This window comes from Lysinibacillus sp. NPDC056959 (assembly GCF_042674095.1).
Taxonomy (GTDB): domain Bacteria; phylum Bacillota; class Bacilli; order Bacillales_A; family Planococcaceae; genus Lysinibacillus; species Lysinibacillus zambalensis.
On the sequence record NZ_JBHURE010000037.1, the window covers coordinates 1 to 12,525 of the forward strand.

The window sequence follows — 12,525 nt, forward strand, 5'->3', positions numbered from 1 at the left end:
ACTCTCCATAAAAAGAAATTTGATAAGCTCAAATTGTTTTGCTGGCATCATGTTTGATGTCCAAAATTTTGTTTCGTTCACCAACTCAAGGTTAGTTACTAAAAACTTTATTGATTACGTTTTGCTTGTTCAGTTTTCAAGGTTCATTTTGCCGCCGTTTCTTCAACAGCAACTCTTATATAATATCACGTCTCGAAATCGATGTCAACAACTAAATTATTTAATTTAAAATTTATTTGTTTAACAACGGTTATCTTAACGACTCTTATTACTATACCACAATATTTTTTCTTTGCAAGTGTTTTATAAAAAAAAGATTAACGCAGTTATTCCTAGTACACCCGGAATACCTAATATTGCAATGGTGAACACTGAGAATAGATTAATTGGCACTTCATAGCCTGCATATCCTATTCCTAAGTGAATAATAAATAATAGTAGAAAGGCAAAAGCAAATCTAAACCAAAACACAGACATTCCTTCTAATATTTTACCCATCTTGGCATGTCTTATTATTATATAAAGAAAAAGAAGCACTATAGGCACACCAACACTCATAATTACTAACCACGACATATGGTTTCCCCCTTAAATATAATTATGAAAGTTTATGTTTCCTATTTTGCTTCTATGAATATCAATTATGTCTCGGAAAAATTATAGCTGTCTCTTTGCTTTCGCTACAGAAAACATTTACTGATTTCCGATTCCGTTCCCATTAACGCATTTCAGCGGATGTTTGGACACCCGCTGAAATTTTAAAAAACTATTATTTAATTAATACTCTCCGAATTCTAGCTTCCTTGAATAAATAAAAATGTATACTCTCCGCTACTTTTCGTTGAACAATTGCTTCTAAATCATAATCATCTATTAGTTCTTCAATTATCTTCGCTTGCTGTAAATCCTCTTTTGTTTCTTTTATAAGACTCACAAGCTTGTCATCGAATTCTTTTTTTAATTTTCCCTTACTGCGGAAGAACATATTAATCCCTCACTCACAATTCTCGGCGACCTTCCATTGCCTTCGATAACGTTACTTCATCTGCATATTCTAAATCTCCACCTACTGGTAGACCATGAGCGATTCGTGTTGTTCGAATACCAGATGGCTTCACTAGACGAGAAATATACATAGCTGTTGCCTCGCCTTCAATAGTCGAATTCGTGGCTAAAATAAGTTCCTGAACAGTCTCATCTTGCAAACGAACTAGCAGGGAAGCGACATTAATATCCTCTGGACCAACACCATCCATAGGTGAAATAGCTCCCTGTAATACGTGATACATACCATTGAAATCACGCATCTTCTCCATTGCAATCACATCTTTTGTATCTTGAACAACACAAATAATAGAATGATTTCGTTGTTTGTCGGTACAAATATGGCATGGATCTACATCAGTTATGTTGCCACATACGGAGCAGTAGCTTAAATTTCGTTTAGCATCAATTAATGACTTCGAAAAAGATAAAACGTCATCCTCTTTCATTGTTAATACAAAAAACGCCAGACGGGCCGCGGTTTTCGGCCCGATACCTGGCAATTTCATAAAACTATCAATCAGTTTCGATATTGGTTCTGGGTAGTACATTTATTTACCTCCTAGAACGGAAGGTTCATGCCCTGAGTGAATTTACCCATTGTTGCATTCGTTTTTTCATCTACTTTTTTCAACGCTTCATTTGCAGCAACAACGATTAAATCTTGTAGCATTTCGATATCATCTGGATCTACAACTGATGGATCAAGATTTACTTCTACGATTTCACGTTGACCAGTTACACTTACTTTTACCATACCGCCACCAGCTGTGCCTTCAAATTGCTCTGCATTTAAAGCCTCTTGAGCCTCCATCATTTCTTTTTGCATTTTTTGCATTTTTTTCATCATACCTTGCATATTTCCCATTCCACGCATAAACATATTCCTCCTAAATGATTAGTCTTCAACAATTTCAATAAAATCTTTACCAAACAGCTTTTCTGCTTCCGTCACAAGTGGATCTTGTGACGCAAGTGGTTGAGCATCGTCGATAAATGGCCCATCCGCCATTTCTGCAGGTGGCGGCTCTAATAACTCTACTTCAGGATCATTCTCATCCTGAGACTTTTTCTGCTGCTGTAAGCCATGATCACGAATAAACTCTTCACGTAATTTTAACCAAGCATCATCAGGTGTACAAAGCATCTCATACATAGTACCTGTTTGCCCTGCAATTAATTGTGTAAATTGAGCTTTTAGGGCTTGATTATCAGCAACCATTTGACAATGAATATCATACTTGAATTTTAACACAAAAGCACTTGAAGATGCCGCAACAGGTTCAGCCTCTGCTAAAAGAGCTGATTGAGATTTTTGCATTTGGTTTAATGCCTGCGCCCAAACTGATTTGATACGTTGCACATCTTGCTTTGTAGCATCCTTTAGCACCTCTTGAATACGACCCGTCGGTGCCTTATAGCCATTTGGATTTTTTGCTCGTGGACGTTGCTCTTTTGGCGTTTGCGTCGCTTGCACAGAAGCACCTGCTTGCAATTGGGCTGATAGTTGTTGCACCATCTGCTCAAGTGCCACAATTTTTTGAGCGAGCTCAGGACTCATAGCTACCTCACCTGAAGTAGTAGTTTGACCAACTGCCCCTCCCGAAAATTGCACCATTTTAAGTAACGCTGTTTCCAAGTAAATCTTTGTATGGTGGGAGAACCGCATTTCTTGCTGTGTTTTCGCCAAAATATCAATGTAGCCATATAGTAGATCGGGTGCAAAATCATGCGCTAATGTAAATACTCGCTCCTCTGGTGATACTAGCTCTAATAATTCAGCCAAATCCTCACTCGTTTGCAGTAATAATAAGTCACGGAAAAATGTAATCAGGTCCTCTGAAAGACGAAGTGGATCTTTCCCATCCGCAATAAGCTGCTCTAATAACGCAAGCATTTGTGCGACGTCTTTTACTTTTAGAGCTTCTGCTAATTCATAGAAAACTTCCTGACTAATAGAACCTGTTACAAGCAATGTGTCCTCTAACTTCAACATTTCCCCGCTGAAAGATACAACCTGATCTAATAAACTTAAAGCATCACGCATACCACCAGCTGCTGATTGTGCGATTACCTTTAAACCTTGTTCCTCAAATGGTAACTCAATATCCTCTAATACAACTTTCATGCGGTCAATAATATCATTGGTTGAAAGACGCTTAAAATCAAAGCGCTGACAACGTGAAATGATCGTTGCAGGCAATTTATGGGGCTCTGTCGTCGCTAAAATAAATACAGCATGAGAAGGTGGTTCTTCTAATGTCTTTAAAAGTGCATTGAAAGCACTGGTAGAAAGCATATGCACTTCATCAATGATATACACTTTATATCTGCTACTAGCAGGAGCAAATCGAACTTTCTCAATGATGTCACGTATTTCTTCAACGCGTGAATTAGACGCAGCGTCAAATTCAATAACATCTGGATGAGAACCCTCTGTAATACTCAAACAAGTAGCACATTCGTTACAAGGCTCATTTGATGGTGCCTGCTCACAGTTTAAAGCCTTTGCAAAAATTTTAGCTGTGCTTGTTTTCCCGGTACCACGTGGGCCAGAAAATAAATAAGCATGCGTTGTTTTATTCGCTAGGAGAGCATTTTGTAGCGTTCTTTTGACATGTGCTTGACCAGACATTTCTCGAAATGATTGTGGTCGATACACACGATAAAATGCTTGATACGTCAATGATTTCCTCTCCTCTTCTTCATTATATAGAATAGTTCTATTATAGCATTTGCTTCATTATTTATAAAATAGTGTCATCGTTTTTCTAAAAATTCAGGACGATTGTTTTTCACCAGCTCTACTTATAAGTGAGGCTGATGCATTTCTTATGTACCCATCCCACCCGTCACCTTGTACAATTTGTAGCTTCTTTAAACGTTCTGGCAACTGCCCCTCCGTCTAAAGAATCTAATGAATAGTAAAAACAACTTGTAAAAACAATAAAAAAACGCATCCGCCTTTTGGACGGATACGTTTGAATTGGCAATTTAATGCCGTGCACCTTTCTTCGACAGCCGCACATAAGCGTTACTCTTGTCGTTAGCTCAGATTAGGCAACCCCGCGGCACATGAATAAGACCACTTAATGCTGCTTCCTTCCGGACCTGACATGGTTCATGGGTATCCATTGCGCAGGACCCAATCGTCAACACTACGTGCAAAAGGCAGACCAAACAATACGGACAGCCTCGAAAAAGGAATTCAGTCTCGCTAGAGCGGATTGCGAGTTACAGGACACCGCTACCTTCCCACCTAGCACGGCAATAACTAGTATACTGACTGTTTTCATAAATTGCAACTTAATACGCATAATATTTGTGTGGAATATTCTATCAGTACTGTAAAAAAGAAATTATTAATCAATTATGCCTCGGCATAATTGCGTCCGGAATTGGCTTTGTGCTTAGATCTGCGTGAGGGCCGACACGATGTCGGTCATTTCGGTAATGCCACAGGACGTGGCGTTCTTAGACTAAGTTCCTCTATTTCAGCGGGTGTTTGGACACCCGCTGAAATAAGTTAAAAAAAATCAAAAAACCTGTTGACGAGAATTTTAAAATATGATAAATTTATTTTTGTCGATGAGACAACGCAACAGAACAACATGGAGGTATACCCAAGTCTGGCTGAAGGGATCGGTCTTGAAAACCGACAGGCGGGTAACACCGCGCGGGGGTTCGAATCCCTCTACCTCCTCCAGTTTTAAAATTCCGACTACGAATGTAGCCGTTTTTTTTTGCCTAAAAATTATATGTAACACTTATTAGATGCCACTTCCGCTTAGGGTGTGGTATTTTTTATTGTAAATTACGATTTTATAACCGATTCATTATGCCTCAGCATAATTGCGTCCACAATCGGCTTTGTACTTAGGTCCGACAAGATGTCGGTCATTTCGGAAATGTCACAGGACGTGGCGTTCTTAGAACAAGTTCCTCTATCTCAGTGGATGTTTGGACACCCTCTGAAAGAAGTTAAATATCTATACCCCTTTCATCTCAAAGTCGCATTCTGGCAAACACAACGTCAAAAGTAGTGGTACAATTACTTTTATTTCTAACACGCAAACGAGTTCTTTAGCATTTCTTTTCTTTGCTATACTGCTCTGTTAATATTGGGAGGATTTTTTATGCATTCGAAATTTTACATATATCGTGCTTCCCTCACTTGGATTTTCACAATTGCACTGTTAACTGCTGTCGGTAGTGAGATTAAAATAATGCCTTTCTCGAATACAACTTTTCGTTTCGGATTAGGAAGCATCATTTTCTTTTTATGCACTTTACTTAGACCTACACCAATCATTTTGGCTGGATTTACTACAAGCATCGTAACAACCATTTTCCGAGTTATCATTAATTACTCTTTACATGATGTTCCATTAGTCGATAGTTTACTAATACATTTACCTGCTGCTACATTTTATATATCGTTCGCAGTATGCCTACAAATTCTAAGTATTCATCAATATAGAGAAAAACCACTATTGCTTGGATTACTAGTTGCGTTTAGTGAAGTATTCAGTAATTTAGTGGAACAACTATTTCACTTTATTATAAATTCTTATACTTTTTTACTCCTCCCTGATTTACTTATACTTTTAGCAGTTGCTTTATTACGTAGCTTTTTTGTTGTTGGTATTTATAGTTCCATTTTAATTGCTGAGCAAAAAAAACGGGTTCAGGAAATGCTTACAATCGGCTCAGATTTATATGTTGAGACACTTTATTTAAAAAAATCTATGAACCATATAGAAGCAATTACAGCTAGTGGATTTGATTTATATCGACAATTAAAATCGCTAGGCTATCGTGCGGAAAGTTTACAGGCACTCCATATTGCCCAGGAAATTCATGAAGTAAAGAAGGATTCACAACGCATTTATGCAGGTATTTCTAAAATTGTTGGTGACAAGAGCTTTGACTCACTCAGATTATCAGAATTATTACATTTTATCGAAGATGGCAACAGTAAATACGCAGAATTTTTAAAGAAAGAAATTGAGTTTATAATAAATATTGATATCGATTTTCAAACGAAAGAACATATTGCTTTGCTTGCGCTTTTGAATAATTTAACAGCTAATGCTATTGAAGCAATTGAGAATCAAGGTATCATTTCTATTGCCATTCAGCAGCAACAGGATGATACTGTAATCACAGTATGTGATAATGGGAAGGGAATTCCACACAGTAATCTCTCTATTATTTTTGAACCTGGATACACTACAAAATACAATGTAGACGGTGTCGCAGCAACAGGTATTGGGCTTTCACACGTTGTTGAATTAGTAAATAAATTGAATGGTTCAATATCCGTTGATTCAAACAATCAAAACACGATGTTTAAAATTAAAATTCCTACGCAAACTATTCAAACAGGAGAGACTTAAATGAGGTATTTTATTGTAGATGATGATCGAGCAAGTCGGGTCATGTTAAAACAAATTATTGAAGATAGTGGTTTAGGTACAGTAATTGGTGAAGCACGCAATGGTGAGGACGCTATCCCACAAATTTTAATGACACAGCCAGAGTTTGTACTGATTGATTTGCTTATGCCTAAGCTTGATGGAATAGCAACAGTCGAGCAACTTATTCAAAATCGTTTTGAGGGACAATTTGTTATGATTTCTCAGGTAGTGAATAAGGAGATGGTAGGTGAGGCCTATGAGCAAGGTATTGATTTCTTTATTCATAAGCCAATAAACCGTATTGAGGTTGAAAATGTTTTACGTAAAACAACTGAACAATTCCGCCTAAAAAACTCATTGCTTATAATTCGCCAATCACTTACAAATATTGATCTAAGTGAACAAATAAATCATAAAGCAACGTCACGTGATCATATTCAATCTATCTTAAATGATATGGGTATCGTTGGTGAAATCGGAAGCGAAGATATTATAGCTATCATCGAAACATTGCTTGCTCATCAGCACAAAATTGCACCACTACCTCCATTAAAGGAGCTTTATGAGGAAATTGCAGCTGTCACAAAGGCTACACCAGATGAAATTTTGAAAGAAAGTAAAGCCATTGAACAGCGTGTGCGCCGTACTATATTAGCAGCGATGATAAATCTCGCCAATTTAGGTGTCGTAGATTATACGAACTCGGAATTTGAATATTATGCACCTCGATACTTTGACTTTAAAGAAATTCGTCAGCTTATGACTCAGATAGAAGATCACGAAAATCGTAAAGCAAAAGTTAATATTAAGAAGTTTATTCAGGTGTTATATTCAGACATTTTAACAAAAGTAAATTAATTTTCTCGGATTTTGTCGGATTCCATAAGTCCTCTGTATTATTAAAATAAGGCAAGTCCTAAAAACTTAATATTAGGGGGTACTAAAGTTTTGAAGAAGAAATTTAGAATCAGTTTAGCCACTCAAATTTTAGTCGGTTTGATTTTAGGGATCATTGTTGGCGGTATCTTTTACGGAAACCCCAAAATTGAAACATATTTACAACCTTTAGGTGATATTTTCCTTCATCTAATTAAAATGATTGTTGTACCGATTATTATTTCAACATTAATCGTTGGTGTTGCTGGAACTGGAGATATGAAACAGCTCGGACGATTAGGTGGTAAATCACTTATTTACTTTGAAGTTATTACAACAGTAGCAATTGTAGTTGGTTTACTATCTGCAAACTTGTTCCAACCAGGCGCAGGTCTAAACATGAACGAACTTTCTCAAGGAGATATTTCGAAATACGTTGCTACTACAGAAGAAGTACAGCATGAAGGACCATTTGATATTATTGTAGGCATTGTACCAACAAATATCATTCAGTCAATGGGTGAAGGCGATATGCTTGCTATCATCTTCTTCTCAGTTATTTTTGGTTTAGGGGTAGCTGCCGTTGGCGATCGAGGTAAACCAGTATTAGACTTCTTCCAAGGGGTAGCAGATGCTATGTTCTGGGTAACGAACCTCGTAATGAAATTCGCTCCACTTGGAGTATTTGGTTTAATTGGTGTAACCGTTTCCAAATATGGATTCGCTTCACTAATACCACTTGGCAAACTTGCTATACTTGTTTATGCAACAATGCTATTCTTTATCTTTATCGTTCTTGGTCTTGTGGCAAAATTCACGGGTATCAATATTTTCTTCTTAATTAAAGTACTAAAAGATGAGCTAATTTTAGCGTTCTCAACGGCAAGTTCTGAGGCTGTATTACCACGAGTTATGATGAAAATGGAGAAACTAGGTGCTCCAAAGGATATCGTATCCTTTGTTATTCCAACAGGTTACTCCTTTAACTTAGATGGTTCTACACTGTATCAAGCTATTGCTGCATTATTTATTGCTCAAATGTACGGTATTCACCTAAGCATTGGTGAACAAATTACGTTAATGCTTGTATTAATGGTTACATCTAAAGGGATTGCAGGTGTTCCAGGAGTATCTTTCGTTGTACTTCTAGCAACTCTAGGTACTGTCGGCATTCCAGTTGAAGGTTTAGCATTCATCGCAGGTATCGACCGTATTCTTGATATGGGACGTACAGTCGTTAACGTAATTGGTAACTCACTTGCGTCATTAGTTATGGCGAAATGGGAAGGCCGTTTCGATACAGACAAAATGAAAAATTACTTTAAAGAAAATGAAAATTTAGCATAAAGATCAAAAAAAACCTCACGATGTACGGATGGCATCGTGAGGTTTTTTTTATTTTGTTAGAACTTTATCTAAATAAGCAATAATAGATTCTTTTCCATTTGTATGCGCCTCTTGTGCACGTATTTCATCTTTTTCAATCTTTACCTCAGCAGCTGCAATAATACGCTCTGCATCTTCCTGTGGCACGACAACGACACCGTCCACATCCCCAATAATATAATCACCAGGACGAACAGAAACGCCCCCAATAGCAATAGGAACATTTACTTCCCCACCACCATTTTTATAGCCAGCTGCTACCGTTGTGCCAATTGAAAACACAGGAAAGTCCAGCTCGCGAATTGCTGCGATATCACGAATAACACCATCAACGACAAGGCCCTGTACACCAATACCCTTCGCCAACGAAAGAACAAAATCACCGGCAACTGCACGATTGGTATTCCCTTTAGCATCGATTACTAATATATCTCCCTCTTTAGCAGCTCGGATTGCTTCTAATACTGCACCATTTTCGCCATCTGGTAAACGCACTGTTACCGCACGGCCAGCAATTTTATAATGATCTGCTAACGGTTTAATAGCACTACGTAAATTCGTATGTCCCCCTGTCGCATCTGAAACTGCAGTCGTTGGCACATGCTTAAAACTTACTTCCACCTTTGTCATCCATAACACCCCTATTATGATTTATGAAAGCTTACACAATTATTGTAAATAAAACTCATACACTATTTCAATATATATATCAGAAAATTATGTAAATAAAACAATTGAAGGGGTACTTATGGTATAAAAGACATTTGTAGAAAGAAGTTAAATTATTTTGATAAAATGCCTAGATTGTTCATCCAACGCCTCTGCAGCAGTAGCGATTTCAGCAAAATCATTCGTTGTTACATTAATTTGACCATTTGTTTTTTCAACTTTTTCGGCTATACGCGTGATACTCTCAGTGACTTGTCCTATCTCTCGCTCAATGCCCTCAACATTATCTTTTACTTCTGAAATAGATTGCTCCACCCTTACAGAAAGTTTTCTAACCTCTTTTGCTACAACATCAAAGCCTCGGCCATACTCACCAGCTCTTGCTGCTTCAATAGCTGCATTTAGTGCAAGTAAGTTTGTCTGAGAAGCAATTTCTTGAATGGTTTTCACAATTCCTTTAATAGATTCAGCTTGCTTCTGTAGCTGCGCAAGATTTCTCACATTATCGGCAGACTCTTGTGAAACCTCTTTCACTGTTTCCAGTAAATCCTCGTTATTTTGAATACCAGCCTCCGAACGGCCATGAAGCTCTTTAGACATGACCTTTAATGTATCAGCTACACTAACAATTTCATTTTGACGTTCAGTAATATTTGTTGCAATTTTCGATACGCCAATCACCCTTCTTGAATTATTAGCAAAGACAGGCATATAAGTAGCCTCAAGCCAAATTCTATTACCTCTTGCATCCATTCTTTCGATTTTATCCTGATAGCTATTACCAGCAACTAAGTTTCGCCAAAACTTCCCGTATTCTTTACTATTTGCAAATTCCGGTAAACAAAAATCCTTATGATCTTTTCCTATCATTTCTTCAACTTTATAGCCTAATGTTTTAGCAAAAAGTTCATTTACATAAGCAACTTTATGGTCCATATCAAAACGGATAATGGCTATATTTCGTTCAATTGCCAACACTACTTGATCATCGGTAACTTTTGTATCTATTGCCTGCATAACCTACACCTCTTTCATTGTATTAGCGAACTAAAATTTTTATAGTAATGAGCCTAACAAAAATATTTATACAGATTATTTATTGAGAAAAAACATGGGTATATTACCCATGTTTTTTTAATAAACTTAATACTTCCTCCGCCGTAGTAGCTACACGAATAAGTGGCTGTTGTTCTGTTCGTATAAAACCTTCCTCAAGCATTTTCTGAAAGTGTTGTAAAATCGCATCATAAAAGCTATTTACATTATATAGGATTACAGGCTTTTCATGTAATCCTATTTGTGCCCACGTAAATACCTCAAAATATTCATCCATTGTTCCACCACCACCTGGTAAAGCTATAAAAGCATCTGCTAACTCTACCATTTTGGCTTTACGTACATGCATAGACTCCACAAAATGAATTTCTGTTAACGAGGCATGTGCTATTTCCCGCTTCTGCAAATGAGTTGGCATCACGCCTATAACCTCTCCGCCAGCTTCTAATACTGCATCTGCTATTTTTCCCATCAGTCCTATTTTCGAACCACCATAAACAACACCATGACCATTTTGAGCTAATACAGTCCCTAATTCGGCTGCCCTCTCTGCATAAATTGGATTTATGCCTAAGCCTGAACCACAATACACTGCTATTCTTATAACAATCCCTCCTAACCAAAAGACGTGACACAATAGCTACATATTGTCTCACGTCTTTTGATCATTTATTTTCTTCAATTGCTGTTTCTGCCCGGCGAATCGCTTTCGGCCAGGACAAAAATTTATCTTCCTATTGTAGAAATATAAGCTTTAGCCAAACCTTTTATTTACGTAAATGACTTGTTTGTTTTAACATATGACTGATACGGCTCACAATTGATTCAATCGCTTCAGGATTTTTTAATAAATCATAATCATTAATATCTAAACGTAGAACCGGGCATGAATTAAAATTATTAATCCAGTTCTCATAGCGATCATGCATTTCAATCCAGTAATCATGCGGTGTTTGTTGCTCCATTGAACGTCCACGCTCTTGGATACGACCAATTACATCATCAATTGGCCCCTCTAGATAAACAAGTAAATCTGGATGAGGGAAGTATGGTGTCATCACCATCGCATCAAATAAATTTGTATACGTCTCATAATCTGTTGGACTCATTGTACCTTTGTCATAGTGCATCTTCGCAAAAATCCCTGTATCTTCGTAGATTGAGCGATCTTGAATAAACCCGCCGCCATATTCAAAGATTCGCTTCTGCTCCTTAAAACGCTCAGCTAAAAAATACACTTGTAAATGGAAGCTCCATTTTTCAAAGTCCTCATAAAATTTATCTAAATATGGATTCGTATCCACCTTTTCAAAAGAGGTACGAAAATTTAGCGCCTCTGCCAACGCTTTTGTCATCGTTGATTTCCCTACACCAACCGTACCAGCGATTGTAATGACCGTTTGTGGTGGAATATCGTATTTCTCTCTCAAATTCATTGTTGCAAACTCCTTTGTTGTAACGTGTCCTTTATTGTTTGTAAAACATGTGTCAAATCATTTGGATTTTTTACGAAATCAAGCTGATCACCATTAAATCGAATAATAGGAATTTCAGGATGCATTTTCTCAAAATGCTCGATAAAAGAATGATAATCTGCCACCAGTTGCTCCATGTAATCTCGCGAAATCATTTTTTCAAATTCACGACCACGCATCGCAATACGTTTCATCAACGTATCAACACTTGCATGTAAATAAACAACTACATTAGGTACAGGCATATCTTTCGTTAATATTTTATAAATTTTCTCGTATTTATCATACTCAGTTGATGCCAATGTACGCTTTGCAAATATTAAATTTTTAAAAATATGGTAGTCCGCTACAACAGGTTTATCATGCGTTAAACGGAAACTTTTTATATCCGATAATTGTTTATAGCGATTACATAGGAAGAACATTTCCGTTTGGAAGCTCCATTCCTCAATGTTTTCATAAAACTTATTTAGAAAAGGGTTTTCGTCTACTATTTCTTTTAATAGATGGTAATTAAATGCCGCCGCAATCTCTTTCGATAAAGAGGTTTTACCAACACCAATCGGACCTTCTACCGTAACAAATGGAACCGTCACCAG

At 37.1% G+C, this 12,525-nt stretch carries 13 protein-coding genes, 1 tRNA gene and 1 other RNA gene; 4 read left to right on the forward strand and 11 right to left on the reverse strand.

Annotated features, from left to right (window positions below):
• Positions 1-303: 303 nt before the first annotated feature.
• From ACFTQ7_RS23395 to ffs, 6 genes are all read right to left on the reverse strand, one after another.
• Positions 304-576, reverse strand: a complete 273-nt coding sequence (locus tag ACFTQ7_RS23395; RefSeq protein ID WP_349662205.1) for a pro-sigmaK processing inhibitor BofA family protein — start codon at positions 574-576, stop codon at positions 304-306.
• Positions 577-769: 193 nt separating this feature from the next.
• A complete protein-coding gene (locus ACFTQ7_RS23400; RefSeq protein WP_349662206.1) occupies positions 770-985 on the reverse strand; it encodes a YaaL family protein in 216 nt (71 codons plus the stop codon).
• 13 nt (positions 986-998) lie between these two features.
• The gene (recR, locus tag ACFTQ7_RS23405) at positions 999-1,595 is read right to left on the reverse strand and encodes a recombination mediator RecR (protein ID WP_349662207.1); all 597 of its coding nucleotides are present in this window, start codon (positions 1,593-1,595) and stop codon (positions 999-1,001) included.
• 11 nt (positions 1,596-1,606) lie between these two features.
• The gene (locus ACFTQ7_RS23410; protein ID WP_386831561.1) at positions 1,607-1,921 is read right to left on the reverse strand and encodes a YbaB/EbfC family nucleoid-associated protein; all 315 of its coding nucleotides are present in this window, start codon (positions 1,919-1,921) and stop codon (positions 1,607-1,609) included.
• 21 nt (positions 1,922-1,942) lie between these two features.
• Positions 1,943-3,730, reverse strand: coding sequence for a DNA polymerase III subunit gamma/tau (gene dnaX, locus ACFTQ7_RS23415; RefSeq protein WP_386831563.1), 1,788 nt, complete (start codon positions 3,728-3,730; stop codon positions 1,943-1,945).
• Between the two features lie 314 nt (positions 3,731-4,044).
• An RNA gene (gene ffs, locus ACFTQ7_RS23420) (signal recognition particle sRNA large type) lies at positions 4,045-4,312 on the reverse strand.
• A gap of 345 nt (positions 4,313-4,657) precedes the next feature.
• On the opposite strand from ffs, the gene ACFTQ7_RS23425 reads away from it, so the two are divergent.
• From ACFTQ7_RS23425 to ACFTQ7_RS23440, 4 genes are all read left to right on the forward strand, one after another.
• Positions 4,658-4,750: transfer RNA gene (locus ACFTQ7_RS23425), tRNA-Ser, on the forward strand.
• A 430-nt stretch (positions 4,751-5,180) separates the two neighbouring features.
• Entirely contained in the window at positions 5,181-6,443 is a 1,263-nt protein-coding gene (locus ACFTQ7_RS23430) for an ATP-binding protein (RefSeq protein ID WP_386831565.1), read from the forward strand.
• On the forward strand, positions 6,444-7,322 hold the full coding sequence (locus ACFTQ7_RS23435; RefSeq protein ID WP_349662210.1) for a response regulator: 879 nt from the start codon (positions 6,444-6,446) through the stop codon (positions 7,320-7,322).
• A 90-nt stretch (positions 7,323-7,412) separates the two neighbouring features.
• A complete protein-coding gene (locus tag ACFTQ7_RS23440; protein ID WP_386831567.1) occupies positions 7,413-8,687 on the forward strand; it encodes a cation:dicarboxylate symporter family transporter in 1,275 nt (424 codons plus the stop codon).
• Between the two features lie 48 nt (positions 8,688-8,735).
• Here ACFTQ7_RS23440 and ACFTQ7_RS23445 read toward each other — a convergent pair whose 3' ends face one another.
• From ACFTQ7_RS23445 to ACFTQ7_RS23470, 5 genes are all read right to left on the reverse strand, one after another.
• A complete protein-coding gene (locus tag ACFTQ7_RS23445) occupies positions 8,736-9,356 on the reverse strand; it encodes an RraA family protein (RefSeq protein WP_386831569.1) in 621 nt (206 codons plus the stop codon).
• Positions 9,357-9,503: 147 nt separating this feature from the next.
• Positions 9,504-10,412: a methyl-accepting chemotaxis protein gene (locus tag ACFTQ7_RS24900; RefSeq protein ID WP_483869443.1), complete on the reverse strand. Its 909-nt coding sequence runs from the start codon at positions 10,410-10,412 to the stop codon at positions 9,504-9,506.
• Positions 10,413-10,515: 103 nt separating this feature from the next.
• Complete coding sequence (locus ACFTQ7_RS23460) at positions 10,516-11,043, reverse strand: LOG family protein (protein WP_386831571.1); 528 nt, start codon at positions 11,041-11,043, stop codon at positions 10,516-10,518.
• A 175-nt stretch (positions 11,044-11,218) separates the two neighbouring features.
• Positions 11,219-11,887 (reverse strand): deoxynucleoside kinase, encoded by a 669-nt coding sequence (locus tag ACFTQ7_RS23465; protein ID WP_349662214.1) that lies wholly within the window; start codon positions 11,885-11,887, stop codon positions 11,219-11,221.
• The gene (locus ACFTQ7_RS23470; protein WP_349662215.1) at positions 11,884-12,522 is read right to left on the reverse strand and encodes a deoxynucleoside kinase; all 639 of its coding nucleotides are present in this window, start codon (positions 12,520-12,522) and stop codon (positions 11,884-11,886) included. The genes ACFTQ7_RS23465 and ACFTQ7_RS23470 overlap by 4 nt, the downstream gene beginning before the upstream one ends.
• Positions 12,523-12,525 lie beyond the last annotated feature (3 nt).

What these genes read in the sequence shown, in the direction of transcription:
- ACFTQ7_RS23410 (WP_386831561.1), bottom strand. Translation starts at nt 1,921, where the DNA reads ATGCGTGGAATGGGAAATATGCAAGGTATGATGAAAAAAATGCAAAAA.
- ACFTQ7_RS23430 (WP_386831565.1), top strand. Translation starts at nt 5,181, where the DNA reads ATGCATTCGAAATTTTACATATATCGTGCTTCCCTCACTTGGATTTTC.
- ACFTQ7_RS23445 (WP_386831569.1), bottom strand. Translation starts at nt 9,356, where the DNA reads ATGACAAAGGTGGAAGTAAGTTTTAAGCATGTGCCAACGACTGCAGTT.
- recR (WP_349662207.1), bottom strand. Translation starts at nt 1,595, where the DNA reads ATGTACTACCCAGAACCAATATCGAAACTGATTGATAGTTTTATGAAA.
- ACFTQ7_RS23435 (WP_349662210.1), top strand. Translation starts at nt 6,444, where the DNA reads ATGAGGTATTTTATTGTAGATGATGATCGAGCAAGTCGGGTCATGTTA.
- ACFTQ7_RS23395 (WP_349662205.1), bottom strand. Translation starts at nt 576, where the DNA reads ATGTCGTGGTTAGTAATTATGAGTGTTGGTGTGCCTATAGTGCTTCTT.
- ACFTQ7_RS24900 (WP_483869443.1), bottom strand. Translation starts at nt 10,412, where the DNA reads ATGCAGGCAATAGATACAAAAGTTACCGATGATCAAGTAGTGTTGGCA.
- ACFTQ7_RS23465 (WP_349662214.1), bottom strand. Translation starts at nt 11,887, where the DNA reads ATGAATTTGAGAGAGAAATACGATATTCCACCACAAACGGTCATTACA.
- ACFTQ7_RS23400 (WP_349662206.1), bottom strand. Translation starts at nt 985, where the DNA reads ATGTTCTTCCGCAGTAAGGGAAAATTAAAAAAAGAATTCGATGACAAG.